Below are 14,938 nucleotides of genomic sequence, written 5' to 3'. Positions count from 1 at the left end.
TTAGAGACCATACTTTAACAGTATCTGCTTAAATTGCTCCGTTTTTTTAAAGTCAGCATAAAAGTGATTAAAGTCATCACACAATTTTTTCGCTCTTTGAGTGCGGCCAAACTGCAATTGCAACGGCGCGACATCCGAAACGCCGCGCACGCTGATAGTACTTTTTAATACTGGATATTTCAGCTGTAACCAACGCAGTGTTGGTTCGCCAACAATAGAAAAAGCGAGACTTTTGTCACTTCCGCCCGCAAGCACGGACAAAATATCAAATTCTGAGTAATAGTCTTTGCGCTGCAGCATATTACTATCAAAATACGGCTCTAGCTGAGGATAGGTATAACCAAATCGACCTAAAAATAAATGCTCGTTTAAGCCATTTACATCAAATTGCTCAGCCTGCTTGTGTGTAACAAATACGTCTTCAATTGTGTAAATTGGCGCACTCCAACACATTTGCATAGTGCCACGATACCAATGCTCTGACTCCATCCGCACATCGACATTTCCTCGTTCGATTTCTACAGTCGAACGTTTTTCAGGATAAACAGGGTAGTTTGGTTGGTAATGATATTGTGCTGCAAACAGCTCAAAAATATCAATGAGCACACCCCGTTCTTGGGCATGTTCGATAATGAACGGAGGATAATACTGTACTGCAAAGTTGACAAACGTTTTACTTTCTTCCGCAGTCTTGGCATGTCCGACAAAAGATAGAGTACAACTAAATAGCAATAATATCGTCTTTGGAAAGTAGATCAAAGCCACCTCCAAGACCTTGAACGAATAATAGACTAAGTATGACCGATCGCTGGGAATTTCCAAGTCAAAAAGCCAGCCACACTCAAATCTACTAAATGAACATTACGGATCTAAATACCATCACCATCAATATGCAACCCACACTCACGATTCAGACCGAAGAAACGTGTTTCTTCCTCAGTCATTCCAGGTTCAAGCTTACGGGTGGTGTGAACATCCCCCATAGAAACATAACCTTGTTCCCAGAGCGGGTGATAAGGCAAATCAAACTTTGTAAGATATTGATACACATCACGATTATGCCAGTCAATAATAGGGTAAAACTTGACCGTGCCGCGACTGAGCTCAACGATTGGCTTATCCGCACGCGTTGAAGACTGCTGACGACGTAAGCCACTGAACCAAGTGCCTGCGCCAAGTTCCCGTAACGCTTGAGTCATCGGCTCAACTTTGTTTAGGGTATTGTATTTTTTAATCCCTTCTTCGCCTTGCTCCCATAACTTACCATACACCGCCTCTTGCCAAGCAGGACTCTGCTTAGCACGGTATATCTTAAGATTGAGTGCCAAACGCTCTGACAGTGATTCAATAAATTGATACGTCTCAGGAAACAAATAGCCCGTATCGGTAAGTACCACGGGGATATCAGGCTGCTGCTGAGTCAAAAGATGTAACATAACCGCAGCTTGAATACCGAAACTAGAAGACAAAAAGTGAGTATCCGGTAAGTTTTCCAGTGCCCAAGCCACTCTCTGCTCGGCAGTTTTATCACTCAGTAGGGCATTAGCATCCGCGAGTAGCATCCGCTGAGTTGCGCTGTCCAGAGTCAATATTTGCTTAAAATCACTCATTTTCTCATCCAATGGGCAGCCTAGCTGCCCGTTCTAAATCAAGCGTGGAAATCAGTTTTTGACACTTTGACTTCCGCAACGATTTCTTTGCGGATGACATAGTCACCAAAACATTCATCTTCGTTGCGCTCACTGACCCACTGACCAATCAACTCATCTAGCGCTGGCAGGAAGACGTCTTCGCCGACATTCTCCAAGTACAGCTTAGGAATGCGAGTACCAGCACGGTTACCACCTAAATACATATTGTATTTACCAGGTCCTTTACCCACGAATCCAACCTCGGCTAGCATCGCTCGACCACAGCCGTTAGGGCAGCCAACTACACGAAGGATAATATTCTCTTCAGCAACCTCATGCTTGGCGAGCAACCCTTCTACCTTTGTCACAAGCTCAGGTAAATAACGCTCCGCCTCTGCCATCGCAAGTGGACACGTCGGTAGCGATACACACGCCATCGAGTTTTTACGCTGCTCTGAATGCTCGCTATCTATCAAACCATGCTCGCGGGCAATTTGTTCGATTTGCGCTTTATCCTCAGCTGCAACTCCAGCAATAATTAAGTTTTGGTTTGCAGTCATGCGGAAATCCCCTTTGTGGATTTCTGCAATTTTGCGACAACCTGTTTTAAGTGGTTTATCTGGGAAATCTAAAATACGGCCATTTTCGATAAACACTGTTAAGTGATGCTTACCATCAATACCTTCAACCCAACCAAAGCGGTCGCCACGGTGAGTGAATTCATAAGGACGGCTTGGCTCAAACGTCATACCGGCACGGTTTTCAACTTCCGCTTTAAACACCTCAGTACCAAATGTATCTAGCGTATATTTGGTTTTTGCATTTTTACGGTTTACTCGGTTACCCCAGTCACGTTGCACAGAAACCACATGCTCAGCAACGGCAAGTGTATGCTCAAGCGGAATAAAGCCAAGGTCATCAGCTTTACGTGGATAGGTATTAACGTCACCATGGGTCATCGCCAAACCACCACCCACTAGCACATTAAAGCCAACTAGCTTGCCCTCATCTGCAATAGCAACAAAGTTGAGGTCATTGGCATGCACATCGACTTCATTGTTCGGAGGGATAGTCACAGTAGTTTTGAACTTACGTGGTAAATACGTATCACCCAAAATCGGCTCTGCCGTTGTCTCGGTTTTTTCACCGTTCAGCCAGATCTCAGCGTAAGCTTTAGTTTTTGGTAGCAAGTGCTCTGAAATTTTAGCCGCCCACTCGTACGCTTCTTGGTGTAACTCAGACTCGACCGGGTTAGTTGTACATAACACGTTGCGGTTTACATCCCCCGCCGTCGCAATAGAATCGATACCTACGCTATTCAGCAGCTGATGCATCCCTTTGATGTTTGGCTTCAGTACACCGTGGAACTGGAAAGTTTGACGTGTTGTCAGACGAATGCTGCCATACATGGTTTTATCCGCTGCAAACTCGTCAATCGCCAACCACTGATGTGGTTTAATGATACCACCAGGCATACGAGCACGAAGCATCACGTTATGCAGTGGCTCAAGGCGTTGCTTAGTACGCTCTGGGCGGATATCGCGGTCGTCTTGCTGATACATACCGTGGAAACGGATCAATTGGAAGTTATCCGCAGTAAAGCCGCCGGTTAGTTGATCGGTCAGATCCGTTGAAATTGTGCCACGTAAGTGGGCACTTTGTGACTTCAAACGCTCATTATCAGAAAACTTTGCGTTTGCATCGAGCTTACTATTCGGTTTGATTTCAGAGTTGCTCATTGTCTTTCCTACATTAAAATTGGCTGACGGTATAACAAGACGCGTTAGTAAACGTCTTTCTGATAACGGTTTGCGCTACGCAATGCTTTAAGATATTGCTCAGCTTGTTCATCATCTTTCCCTCCATGGGTTTTAATGATGTCGATAAGTGCTTGGTGTACATCTTTGGCCATTCTGCTAGCGTCACCACAGACATAAAAATGAGCGCCCTTTTCAAGCCATGCAAATACAGCTTCGCCCTTCTCGCGCAGTCTATCTTGCACGTAAATCTTTTCTGCCTGATCACGGCTAAATGCCAAATCTACATGTGTTAATAAACCCGACTTTACATACTTTTGAATTTCTACTTGATAAAGGAAATCTTCCGTAAAGTGTGGATTACCAAAGAACAGCCAGTTTTCACCCTCAGCGTCACGCGCCTCACGTTCTTGCAAGAAGGCTCTGAACGGTGCTATACCTGTACCTGGACCAACCATGATCACAGGTGTGGCATTGTCGACAGGTAATCTAAAGTTATCGTTGTGCTCACTGAATACTTTCACTTTCGTGCCTTCTTCAGCACGATTCGCTAAATAACCTGAGCAGCCGCCAAAATGCTTTTCACCAAAGGTATCAAATTCAACTAAACCTACGGTTAAATGCACCTCATCTTCCACCTCAGCTTGGCTTGACGCGATAGAGTACAGGCGCGCTTGTAATTTGCGACAACAATCAACTAGCGCTTGCGCCTCAATGTTGGCAGGATTTTGCTTAATCACATCAAAGATTTGACGTTCTTCGATATAAGCACGCAATGCCGCTTTATCGTTTGCCAGTGCGCTTAGTTCCTCATTCCCAGTCGCAATCGCATACTTCTCAACAAAGCCAGGATACGACTGTGTTAGCTCAAGATGTTCAATCAACGCCGTTTCTAATGAAACGGTGAGTTCACCTATTTTAACGGTTTGTGCTTTGTCGAGTTTTAAGACATCGATCACCGCCGCCACTTCTTGTGGGTCATTTAAGAAATACACGCCAAGTGAATCACCCGGCTGATAGGTGATATCAGAGCCTTCAAGGGAAATTTCAATGTGACGCACATCTTTACTTGAGTTTCTGCCAGTGATCTTTTGTACCACACTCAGCTCGGCCGCGAATGGGTTTTGCTTTGTATATTGACTAGCTGCGGCCTGAGGAGCACCAAACGGCATGCTGATAACGTTACCACCACCTGCTTGCTGCTGAGCTTTAAGCGCAGGCTCTAATGCATCTAGCGCCTGTGCGATCCACGCCTCGGCTTCAGCTTCATAATCCACATCTAAGTCAGCTCGCGGCACAACAATTTCAGCACCAAGGGCAGCCAAGCGCGCTTCAAAATCCTTTGCCGTTTGGCAGAAGAATTCATAACTTGAATCACCAAGGCCAATCACAGCTTGCTTTACACCTTCCAGTTTAGGCGCCTTCTTACCCGCTAAGAATTCATGCAATGCTTCTGCATCTTCTGGTGGCTCACCCTCACCGTAAGTAGAGACAGCAATCACTAAGAACTTCTCTTTCTTCAGGTTGGCAGGTTTGTAGTCAGCCATATTGACCAACTTAGTCGTCAAGCCACGCGCTTCCGCCTGAGCTTTAATTTGGTTTGCAACCCCTTTTGCGTTACCAGTTTGTGAACCAAATAAAATAGTCAGAGGTGCAGACTCGTCAGCGCCCGCTGTTGCTTGTCCAGCAATACCTGATAATGCAGCTGAATTTGCGGTTGCAGCTAAATAGCCACTCACCCATGCCTGTTGGATTGGATTTAACTCTCCAACTAAGCCTTGTAGTTTTTGCAGTTGTTCATGTGTCAGCGGACTTGCTGCAGCATTAAGTTGACTTAACAACATCATGGATCCCCGTACCCAAAAGGTTTTGCTTGCTCATTGCATAACTGGCTCGCACGCAGCGTAGCCTACTTTTATTAGCGTGAAGCATACGTGGCAAATTGAGAGATCAAAAAGAATAGAATCTGCTTTTATATTCCTTTTAGTTATTGAAGATTGAAAAGTCCAAAGAAAACAGATTAAAAGAAGTTCGATATTTAACCGTTAAAAAGTTTAACATTGCCGTAACAGTTTTGATGCAAAATCAAACTGTCATACACAGACAAATCAATAATACAGATAATCATAATAATGAGACTAAAAATGAAACACGGGAAATATATAAACCTAATACTCAGTTCTTATTGCTCAATACTCAGCTTAAGCGCTGCTGCAGAAGTTACAAATGGCAGTTTCGAGAGCTGGAGCGGTCAAGTCCCTAGTGGATGGACGACGATAGACTCGGGCATCACACTTAGCTCGGTTACGACACCAATAAAAGACGGTAATCTTGCCGCAGCGGTGCAGGTAACTACTGCAACACAAAGTAGCACAGACTTACAACAGCAAGTAAACGTTGAAGCAGGTAAAAGCTATCAATTTAGCACTTGGGTCTATCACACGGAAGGTGGCGTCAAAGCACGATTAGTGGTGGACGGCTATCATGGTTATTCAGATCAGTTTAATGTCGGGCAGTGGCAACAACTTAGCTATACCTATACCGCAACTGCAACCACTGCGATTAATGTTGGCTTACGTTTTTACGATGGCAGTGGTTTTGACGGTAATGAAACTGTCTACGTTGACGGCTTTGGTCCAACTTCTACCACACCAGAGCCGCCTCAGAGCTGTCAAAATAATAGTGTCACTCTCGCTTTGATGACCGATAATTATGGTAGCGAAACAAGCTGGCAAATCACTAATACAGCAAACACAACAGTTGCTAGTGGTAGTGGCTATAGCAATAATCAATCGGTAAATGAAAACTTATGTCTTAACGACGGTAGTTATACCTTTACGATTTTAGACAGCTATGGCGACGGAATTTGTTGCACCAATGGTAATGGCCAGTATACCTTAACGCACGCTGGTACAACGCTCGCTTCCGGCGGCCAGTTCAGCAATCGTCAAGATCATACCTTTACGCTTGGCGCAACCACGCCTCCCCCTTCAGGTGATGGTTACTATGCCTCTACTACTGGACTGAGCGGTTATGCACTGAAAACAGAGTTACACCAGATTATTCGTAACCACCAATCACAAGGTTATTCTGCTATTTGGGGCTTTATCGATCAGAACGAGCGCGATCGCCATTTTGAAAAAGATAACAGCATCTTAGATCGCTACTCTGAGAAGCCAACGGCAAATGATAATGTTAGCTATGTGTCTACAGGATCCCAGTGCGGCAGTTACAGAAGCGAAGGCGATTGCTATAACCGAGAACACTCCTTCCCCAAATCTTGGTTTGGCGGTCAAGTAGAACCGATGAATTCGGATATCCATCATATTTTTGCTTCTGATGGCTATGTAAATTCAAAGCGCAGTAACTATCCATTTGGTGAAGTAGGAAGCGCTTCTTATACCTCTAGTAACGGGAGTCGTCTAGGTTCAGCATCTGGTATTAATTACAGTGGCACTGTATTTGAGCCAATTGACAATTTCAAAGGCGATTTTGCTCGTGTCTACTTTTATATGGCAACACGTTATCAAGATGTGATTGCAAACTGGCAAAATAATACCAGCTACAGCAATGCAGTACTCAATGGCACACAACACCAGGTATTCGAAACTTGGGTCGTCAACATGCTAAAAAGATGGCATAACGAAGATCCTGTCGATGCCCTAGAGCAAGCGCGCAACCAAGCGGCTTATGAATTTCAGGGTAACCGAAATCCATTTGTAGACCATCCAGAGTTTGTCGAAGCAATTTGGTAACTATAAATAAAAAAGGCCAGTAACTGGCCTTTTTTCAATAACATATTTGGCTAATATTTAGCGAGGGTTAATTGTAAGTGGCTCAATCGTCACTTTCGCATTACCACTTGCGCCCATATGCCCGTTGTAAGTTTGTCCTTCAAACAAGGTGTAAAACACATCAACATAGTCATCATCGTTAGTAAACCAATGGCTTGGCATCGCTTTGATCAATTGATTCGTCAGTTGCGGGATAATCGCATAGCCTTGAACATTAGGATCAGGAATAGCGCGCATCACTTGCGTCACAATATCCAAAAGTGTTGTTGCTAAGTCTTGATAGTTAGTATTGTCGTCTTGCTCCATCAGCAATAAATCTGCCGCTTGCCAACGATATCGCTCCCAGTGAATGATAATTTGATTAGGCGTATAGTCCGTACCATCGTGATCCAAATATGGCATATCCACAATATCTAGAACGGGCTCATCTCGGGATGGGTTGACGCCTGTTACAATGCCGTAAACTTCCGCAGCCCCAGATACCCAAGGCTCTTCATCGTCATTTAGTCTGATTTTCTTCAATACACTGGTTGAAATCGGCTCTGCATCATCGTTGCTCTGCACTTCTATTGATGGCATTACTAAGCCTTGCTTGGCAAACACTTGCTTCATTACCTGAATGCCTTCTTGTTTTACCTTATCACTATCAAGTTCAACGATTAGCACAGGTCGCTCTGGCATTGTATGTGCGTCAAGTAAATGCAATTGACCGTGCTCATCAAAAGCCTCTACATATTGCCAGTGCTTATCATCACCTTTAGGCGCAAAAGCAATTAATGGCGCTTCACCTTGTTGCCACTTTGTTAGCATTTCGCTAGAAGCAATACGCAGCTGGTATAGATTAGAGCTATAGTCAGTCAGGCCTTTTAATGAGCGAGTGTACTGGCTCGCTTCTGTCATGAGCTGCTTAGTTGACCCCTGAACTTGTAGCTGCTCCAGTGAAACTGCATCCTGATACTGGCTAAGTTGAGTTTGAACTTGGGGACCTAAGTGATTAAGTGATAGCGCTAATTTTTTCGCAATTTGCTTTTTTATATCAGCAACTTGAACTGGTGCAGCGTTAAATTTATCAAGCTGCTTAAGTGAACTGTAGGTATTAAGATTAACCTTGTCTGCCGCAGAACTTGCGAAAGACATTCCGCCGAGCATGGCTATCATTAGTGTAGAGAGGGTTACATGTTGTTTCATCTTGCGTTCCTAGAAATAATCCGTGTTATGGAATAAACAAGATAAAACAACAAAAGTAAATTATCAACATGTTAACATGGTTAACATATAAAACAATTTAATCTAGCTTTTAGAGTTTTTATTCTTCTACTGGGTAGATAGTAATTTCTATACCGGCACCTATTGCAGAGATCCTAAGCAACGTATCTGCCTGTAGTGCTTGCGAAAAGCACTTTGGTGACTTGCCTGAGTTAAAACCAATGTCAAAAGTTCGCTTGGTACAACCTAGCCATTGCTTAAGTGCCGCTTTAGAGCAAGACTCAATTAACTCACACAGTTGGTTAATCGCTTTATCAGGGGTTAATTCATTGGTATTTGCTTCGATGCGAGCCAATTGACGATAGTCATCTTGATCGTAATGCAGCACGATAGCATTTTTCTTTAAATCCGAAACTAGCGCACTGATATCCTGCTTTGACTCCAGTTCCAAATCGACATTTAAAAATTGAATTTCAGACATGTATTAAAAGCTACCTTGTAAAGCTAAATCTAGTAATGACTTATTTATCAGTGTGATAAGGACATTACTTATTGGACAATGCGACAATTTGTCACATTCTAAGCACCGTGCATTATAGTTATCATACTCACGAGCAACTAGAATAACATATTGTGATGATTAAAAAACTGCTAAAACCCGCACGTAAACTCCACAAGTACCTTGGCTATTTATTGTTTTTACAGATCTTTGCTTGGCTATTAGGCGGGCTGGTCATGAGCGCGATCCCATTGGCAAAGATCCATGGTAAACACTTAGCGCATAGAAGCTTAGACAACCCCTTTCCCACCGCCGCGTACCAAGCTGATCTCAATCAGTTAGTACAAAGCACGGTGCAAGTGCGCCAAATCCAGTTCGGCTATTTTCTCGATACTCCCATCGTCAAGCTAAACCAAGATGAAAAGCTCATTTTCAACGGGATAACAGGCGCACCTTTTACCACTCCAAATCAACAGCAAATAATACAACAGGCCAAGCAACACCTATTAATTGCAGCGGATGTGAGCCATATTGAACGACTTGCCACAGCCCCCAGAGAAGCAGGTTACAAGGAAGATGTTTGGCGAGTCGAGTATAACGATATCTTCTCCACTACCCTGTATCTTAGCGCAACCAGCGGTGAAGTTGTGACGGTTCGTAGCACGCTGTGGCGCATCTTTGATTTTTTTTGGATGTTACACATTATGGATTACGACGAACGTGAGGATTTTAATAACCCCTTGCTCATTTCCTTCGCCGCTACGAGTGTGCTCTTTTGTCTAACAGGGATATTGTTATTATTGCAATCTCCACCTTGGAGAAAACGTCGCCCTGCACTGAATAAATAAAGGGGTTTACCGTATACGCTTGTTGGTATTGATGATTTTTTTGATATAGTGACATTCCCTGTATTCCACCATTTGGTGAGAGGTTATGTCACGATATTGCTATATCTTAGCGCTTGGCTTATTTGTATTAACGGCTAACGCTCAAGAGTTCACGTCTTTCTCAAAAGCAAAGAAACATTTATCACAACAAGTTACCGACAATACCCGCACGCTTTATTGTAATTGTAATATCAAAAAGCAAGGCAAAAAGCTGGTGCCTGATCCCGCAAGTTGTGGTTATACCCCGAGGTTACCTTACACTCGCAATGGCAAAGAAAACGCCCGTGCTCAGCGCATTGAGTGGGAGCATATCGTGCCCGCGTGGGAATTTGGACATCAGTTGCAGTGCTGGCAAGATGGCGGCAGAAAGCACTGCCGTAAAGTCAGTGAGCAATTCAGGAAGATGGAAGCAGATATTCACAACCTTGCTCCAGCGATTGGTGAAATCAATGGGGATCGGTCTAATTTTCGTTTTGGCATGTTACCAAGTACTGAAGCAAACTATGGCGCGTGTCCAGTAAAGATTGACTTTAAGTTACGCCGAATTGAACCACCAGAGTACGCTAGAAAACGCATTGCTGATGCGTACTTTTACATGGAAAAAACCTACGGGTTAAAAATCTCTCCACAACAGCGGAAATTATTCACGGCTTGGCAGAAACAGTGATTGCGAGATAACCCAACCGGTGCTAGTTTTTAGTCATACAACTAAAACAGGAACGTGAATACGATGCAACGTATTACTCTAGTTTTCGCATCAACAGCAATGAGCTTGTTATTAGCCGCTTGTGGTGGCGGTGGCAGCGATTCATTAGGCACCGATAACCCAGGTAGTAACACTGGACAAACCGAGCCGCCCACTTGGACGTTTAATCAATTTCCTGCGTCAAGTCAGTTAATTAACTATTGCGCCTCCCCAAGAACGGGTACAGACAAATATAACAACGACCAACCTTATCCCGATAAGGTTGGTACGGCGATGCATGAAAAAATGTGGCTCCGCTCTTTTACCAACGAAACCTACCTTTGGTACGACGAAGTACTAGATAACGACCCAACACAATTCGATACTGTTATTGATTACTTCGAGCAATTAAAGACAAACCAAACGACGGCGTCGGGCAATGCCAAAGATCAATTTCATTTCTACGAATCTTATGAAAGCTTCCAAAAAGAAGCGCAATCGGGTGTTGCAACCGGTTATGGCATTCGTTGGGCGGCCATATCCACATCACCACCACGTAACTTTACTGTCGCCGCAGTAGAGCCTAATTCACCAGCCGCGAATGCAGGGATCGTACGTGGAGATAAGATCCTCTCGATAGATGGCGTCGACTTTATTTCAAGTGATAATACCGCTGCGCTGAATGCAGGCCTGTCACCAGAGCAAAGCGAGCCACATAACTTTGTATTTGAAGATAAATCAGGCAACGAAAAATCCGTCACCCTGACTTCAGTCGATATTGAAACCTCACCGGTGCAAAACGCTAAAGTCATTAGCTATGGCGGCAAGCAGGTTGGGTATGTGCAGTTCAATCAATTTATTCCAACAGCCCAAGAAGGATTAATTGAAGCATTTAATCTATTTAAAACACGGCAAATAGACGACCTGGTACTCGACATGCGTTACAACGGTGGTGGTCGCGTCATTATGGCAGCGCAACTAGGCTATATGGTTGCGGGCAACAGCAGCCTAAACAAAACCTTCACTTATAGCACCTTAAATGACAAGCGTACTGCTGAAGAAGAGCGCACCGCTTTTGAGTCTAGAGCAATTAACTGGGCTGAAAACAAGTTTACAACCACCTCTTTACCCACCGTAACTTTACCTAGAGTTTATATCCTCTCGACACGAGGCACGGCCTCTGCCAGTGAAAATGTAATTAATGGCCTGCGCGGCATTGATGTTGAAGTCTTTTTGATCGGTGGTACCACTCGAGGTAAGCCCTATGGCTTTGTGCCCGCGCAAAACTGCGGCACGGTTTACTATACCATTCAGTTTGGTTCGGAAAATGCGAAGGGCTTTGATGCTTATGCCGATGGCTTTACCCCTTCAGGAGCGTCAAGCAGTGGTGAAATTGGCCTAAGCGCACAAGTGCCAGGCTGTATTGTCGCAGATGACTTCTCTGCACCGCTAGGCAGTCAAGAGGAAGATCTTTTCGCCGCAGCACTGACACATATAGATACCGGTCGTTGCCCAAATGTAGCGCAATTTGCGCCTACTGCTCTGCCACAGTATCAAAATAAGGAGCATGCGGTTACGCTTCCAGTCTATCCACAGCGGGAAAATGCAATTTTAATGAAGCCTAAGGATCCGCAATAATGGCGCCGCTAAAAGCGGTGAAAATCATCGCTTTGGCTTTATTGATGCAAGCATGCAATAGCGCGCCTGCATCAACTTCGGTTAATGAGGCTGTACTCTCAGCTTCTACGCCCGAGGTGTTATCACAACTCAAGCAAGCTATAGTAAAACTCAAAGGCGGCGTACCACCGACGCTCGCAAGCACCGTTTTTCAACGTAGTCCAACACTACTGCTTGAGCATGGCCAAAGCCTAGATGGCAATGGCAGTCCAATTTTAGGTGCCCATAATCTCGCTTATGAGAGTTTCATCTTGCAGCTTCGTGACACCCAGTGTGTACTCTACTATCCGAAAAAGGATACTTATGTCGTGCTCAGTAAAGTTAGCTGCAAAAAGCTGGAAAAATAGCGCCTGATCTCAATCTATTAGCCTCAACTCAAATTAGCAAAATGGCGCTTTAACACGTCACACAATGCCTGTACTTTGGCAGTTCGGTGAACCAGTACATGGGTAACTAGCCAAACTTGGCTTAACCATTTTAACTCATCATGCAACACCGGCTGTAAATCTGGATAACGTTTTGCCACATCATGCTGTAGCCCACCAATACCTAAACCGTTAACAATGGCACGCGACGCGTCTGACGTTTCAGATACCCTAAGTGTCACTTGTGTCTCAGGGATATGTTCATCTACCCAAGCGAAATATGGCACTCTTGCATTAAACCCGGCCACACCAGAGACAAAGTAATGCGTCTGTAACGCTTCAAGTGTTTTGGGGATCCCCATACGCTTGATATAGCTTGAAGACGCATACAAGCCTGCTTCTAAAGTATTTAGATGCTGCACTATGTAGTCGGGCTCATCGGGCTTTGGTCCTGCCCTCACCGCAACATGCGCCTGTCCATGATCTAAGCGTAAACGCTTTTGGTCGAGAATGACTTCAAGTTGTACCTGTGGGTGTAATTGCTGAAAAGTCAAACAAGGCTCCGACAGCATATCCATAAAACCACTGACCGTTGTCACCAAAAGCTTACCTCTAAGCTGGCTGTCCGAAGCAACAATAGAAGTACTCAACTCCATCAAGCGCTCGTCTATTTGACTCGCCGTCGCAAGTAACTTTTCTCCTGCCTGTGTTACCTGATAACCTCGGGCATGACGGTGAAATAACCGCGTTCCCAGTGCTTCTTCTAAGCTATTTATTCGCCTCAGTACCGTGCTGTGGTGGATCTCTAAATGCTCTGCCGCCGCTGATAAGGTACCAAGCTTGGCAACCGTATAAGCGACCTTAAGATCCTGCCAATCTGTGAATTTATCCATAACCACCTCTGTGCATATATGCACATAAGCTTTGCGTTTATTTCGGTTTTGTGCAAGTAAAATTTTGCTACTATCATTTTAACGAAACAAAATAAGGTATCAGCAAGATGACTACAGCAAAAATTATCGCACTCGCAGGCAGTTTAAGAAAAGACAGCTACAACCAATTACTCATCCAAGCCGCGGCAAACTTTGCACTAGAAAGTGGCGCAGAAGTAGAAGTGATCAAGTTACAAGATTTAGATATTCCAATGTTCGATGAAGATCTTGAAGCGCAAGGCACACCAAAAGGTGCTCAACTTTTAAAAGACAAGCTGCGCGATGCCGATGGTATTCTATTAGCAAGCCCAGAATACAATGGTTCTTTCACTGCGGTGCTCAAGAACGCAATAGACTGGGCCTCTAGAACAGAACAAGGTGCAGTGCCAGCATTTAGAAACAAAGTAGTGGCACTCTATGCGGCCTCACCAGGCGGCTTAGGTGGATTACGCGGTCTAAACCATGTCCGCGATGTGTTATCTGGCATTGGCAGTTTAGTACTCGCAGACCAATTGGCTGTACCTAGCGCATTTAATGTATTTGATGACCAAGGTAAAATTAAAGACCCAGAGCTTGCTGAAAAAGTATCAAGCCTCGCGCTGCAACTGGTGTCAGTTGCAAGTAAGTTAAAATAACTTTCAATCTCTCGTTCATATCTTGCTATGGACGCTTAGCTCATGCACACTAAGCGTCCAAAGCGAATTAGAGGCGCAATATCAGCCTTGTAATAATGGATACGAATAACGGGAGTCAGCTTTGCAAAGCACTCAGAGTCACCTATTTACCCCCTATCTCTCACACCATTTTCATTGCGTTCAGTTTGACCCTGACAGCTTTAACGCGCATTCCTTTGAACAGCAAAATATACTCCTGCCCGCTTCACTTGATAAAGCGGTAGCGAAAAGGCGAGCCGAGTTTTTAGCGGGACGAATATGTGCCAAGACTTGCCTAGCGCATTTTGGACAAGGTGACTTTACACTGCTTAACGGCTCTGATCGGGCGCCTATCTGGCCTGCTAATATTGTTGCCAGTATCACGCATACTCGAGGGATCGCGGCTGCAATTGCTACAGATGATATCGCCGTGAAAGGCTTAGGCATTGATATCGAAAGAGATATGAAACCGAAGCAAGAAGTCGAACTACAACGACAAATTCTACATCCTGAAGAAGCTGAAATTTTTACACTATTCGGCGAGCAAGTGCACTGCCCGTTGACTGTTATTTTCTCGGCCAAAGAGAGCATATTTAAGGCACTTTATAGCACGGTGCAAAAGTTCTTTGGTTTTGATACTGTCAAGCTGACTCAGTTTGATGACAAGAAACTTATTTTCACTTTGATGGAAACACTACACAAGAATTTAAGCAAAGGACAACAAGTGGAAGTATATTACCAATGCAAAGACGCCTTAGTGCTGACCGAGTGTGAATACATCGCACAGTAAAATCATGACTATTTGACTTAATACTTACTCAACTTGAAGGAGTAAACCTGACCCTAGGTGGG

General features: G+C 44.3%; 14 protein-coding genes. 7 read left to right on the top strand and 7 right to left on the bottom strand.

All coding sequences use genetic code 11. From position 1 onward, the window contains the following. The 4 genes from PNC201_RS01400 to PNC201_RS01385 all read right to left on the bottom strand — a co-directional run bounded on the left by PNC201_RS01400 (window position 1) and on the right by PNC201_RS01385 (window position 5,232). Entirely contained in the window at window positions 1–765 is a 765-nt protein-coding gene (locus PNC201_RS01400) for an amino acid ABC transporter substrate-binding protein (protein WP_102055933.1), read from the bottom strand. A 104-nt stretch (window positions 766–869) separates the two neighbouring features. Beyond that, window positions 870–1,610 carry a phosphoadenylyl-sulfate reductase gene (locus PNC201_RS01395; RefSeq protein WP_010607797.1) on the bottom strand — a complete coding sequence of 247 codons (741 nt, stop codon included), beginning with the start codon at window positions 1,608–1,610 and terminating at the stop codon, window positions 870–872. 38 nt (window positions 1,611–1,648) lie between these two features. After that, window positions 1,649–3,370 (bottom strand): assimilatory sulfite reductase (NADPH) hemoprotein subunit, encoded by a 1,722-nt coding sequence (cysI, locus tag PNC201_RS01390; RefSeq protein ID WP_102055932.1) that lies wholly within the window; start codon window positions 3,368–3,370, stop codon window positions 1,649–1,651. Between the two features lie 44 nt (window positions 3,371–3,414). Beyond that, entirely contained in the window at window positions 3,415–5,232 is a 1,818-nt protein-coding gene (locus PNC201_RS01385) for an assimilatory sulfite reductase (NADPH) flavoprotein subunit (protein WP_102055931.1), read from the bottom strand. Between the two features lie 300 nt (window positions 5,233–5,532). Between PNC201_RS01385 and PNC201_RS01380 the strand changes: the two genes are divergently transcribed. Then, entirely contained in the window at window positions 5,533–7,143 is a 1,611-nt protein-coding gene (locus PNC201_RS01380; protein ID WP_102055930.1) for an endonuclease, read from the top strand. Between the two features lie 57 nt (window positions 7,144–7,200). Here PNC201_RS01380 and PNC201_RS01375 read toward each other — a convergent pair whose 3' ends face one another. Together PNC201_RS01375 and PNC201_RS01370 are read right to left on the bottom strand one after the other, a co-directional pair. After that, entirely contained in the window at window positions 7,201–8,370 is a 1,170-nt protein-coding gene (locus PNC201_RS01375) for a DUF3103 family protein (RefSeq protein ID WP_102055929.1), read from the bottom strand. Between the two features lie 118 nt (window positions 8,371–8,488). Continuing rightward, window positions 8,489–8,869, bottom strand: a complete 381-nt coding sequence (locus tag PNC201_RS01370) for a hypothetical protein (protein ID WP_010376275.1) — start codon at window positions 8,867–8,869, stop codon at window positions 8,489–8,491. 155 nt (window positions 8,870–9,024) lie between these two features. On the opposite strand from PNC201_RS01370, the gene PNC201_RS01365 reads away from it, so the two are divergent. The 4 genes from PNC201_RS01365 to PNC201_RS01350 all read left to right on the top strand — a co-directional run bounded on the left by PNC201_RS01365 (window position 9,025) and on the right by PNC201_RS01350 (window position 12,483). Continuing rightward, entirely contained in the window at window positions 9,025–9,735 is a 711-nt protein-coding gene (locus PNC201_RS01365; protein WP_102055928.1) for a hypothetical protein, read from the top strand. 85 nt (window positions 9,736–9,820) lie between these two features. Continuing rightward, entirely contained in the window at window positions 9,821–10,441 is a 621-nt protein-coding gene (locus PNC201_RS01360; RefSeq protein ID WP_102055927.1) for an endonuclease, read from the top strand. Window positions 10,442–10,504: 63 nt separating this feature from the next. Then, a complete protein-coding gene (locus PNC201_RS01355) occupies window positions 10,505–12,097 on the top strand; it encodes a S41 family peptidase (RefSeq protein ID WP_102055926.1) in 1,593 nt (530 codons plus the stop codon). Further along, entirely contained in the window at window positions 12,097–12,483 is a 387-nt protein-coding gene (locus tag PNC201_RS01350; protein WP_010607789.1) for a hypothetical protein, read from the top strand. Before PNC201_RS01355 ends, PNC201_RS01350 begins: the two co-directional genes overlap by 1 nt. Window positions 12,484–12,506: 23 nt before the next feature. Here the strand turns inward: PNC201_RS01350 and PNC201_RS01345 are convergent, their stop codons facing one another. Further along, window positions 12,507–13,394: a LysR family transcriptional regulator gene (locus tag PNC201_RS01345; protein ID WP_010607788.1), complete on the bottom strand. Its 888-nt coding sequence runs from the start codon at window positions 13,392–13,394 to the stop codon at window positions 12,507–12,509. A gap of 107 nt (window positions 13,395–13,501) precedes the next feature. On the opposite strand from PNC201_RS01345, the gene PNC201_RS01340 reads away from it, so the two are divergent. Then, the gene (locus tag PNC201_RS01340; RefSeq protein ID WP_010607787.1) at window positions 13,502–14,068 is read left to right on the top strand and encodes an NADPH-dependent FMN reductase; all 567 of its coding nucleotides are present in this window, start codon (window positions 13,502–13,504) and stop codon (window positions 14,066–14,068) included. A gap of 121 nt (window positions 14,069–14,189) precedes the next feature. After that, complete coding sequence (locus PNC201_RS01335) at window positions 14,190–14,876, top strand: 4'-phosphopantetheinyl transferase family protein (protein WP_102055925.1); 687 nt, start codon at window positions 14,190–14,192, stop codon at window positions 14,874–14,876. Window positions 14,877–14,938 lie beyond the last annotated feature (62 nt).

The organism is Pseudoalteromonas sp. NC201, assembly GCF_002850255.1.
Lineage (GTDB): Bacteria > Pseudomonadota > Gammaproteobacteria > Enterobacterales > Alteromonadaceae > Pseudoalteromonas.
This window is presented reverse-complemented; position numbering and strand designations above follow the sequence as displayed.

Bases quoted from the DNA above. Each gene is read 5' to 3' on its own strand.
- PNC201_RS01350 (WP_010607789.1), top strand. From the start codon at position 12,097: ATGGCGCCGCTAAAAGCGGTGAAAATCATCGCTTTGGCTTTATTGATG.
- PNC201_RS01355 (WP_102055926.1), top strand. From the start codon at position 10,505: ATGCAACGTATTACTCTAGTTTTCGCATCAACAGCAATGAGCTTGTTA.
- PNC201_RS01385 (WP_102055931.1), bottom strand. From the start codon at position 5,232: ATGTTGTTAAGTCAACTTAATGCTGCAGCAAGTCCGCTGACACATGAA.
- PNC201_RS01360 (WP_102055927.1), top strand. From the start codon at position 9,821: ATGTCACGATATTGCTATATCTTAGCGCTTGGCTTATTTGTATTAACG.
- PNC201_RS01370 (WP_010376275.1), bottom strand. From the start codon at position 8,869: ATGTCTGAAATTCAATTTTTAAATGTCGATTTGGAACTGGAGTCAAAG.
- PNC201_RS01345 (WP_010607788.1), bottom strand. From the start codon at position 13,394: ATGGATAAATTCACAGATTGGCAGGATCTTAAGGTCGCTTATACGGTT.
- PNC201_RS01395 (WP_010607797.1), bottom strand. From the start codon at position 1,610: ATGAGTGATTTTAAGCAAATATTGACTCTGGACAGCGCAACTCAGCGG.
- PNC201_RS01365 (WP_102055928.1), top strand. From the start codon at position 9,025: ATGATTAAAAAACTGCTAAAACCCGCACGTAAACTCCACAAGTACCTT.
- PNC201_RS01340 (WP_010607787.1), top strand. From the start codon at position 13,502: ATGACTACAGCAAAAATTATCGCACTCGCAGGCAGTTTAAGAAAAGAC.
- cysI (WP_102055932.1), bottom strand. From the start codon at position 3,370: ATGAGCAACTCTGAAATCAAACCGAATAGTAAGCTCGATGCAAACGCA.
- PNC201_RS01375 (WP_102055929.1), bottom strand. From the start codon at position 8,370: ATGAAACAACATGTAACCCTCTCTACACTAATGATAGCCATGCTCGGC.
- PNC201_RS01380 (WP_102055930.1), top strand. From the start codon at position 5,533: ATGAAACACGGGAAATATATAAACCTAATACTCAGTTCTTATTGCTCA.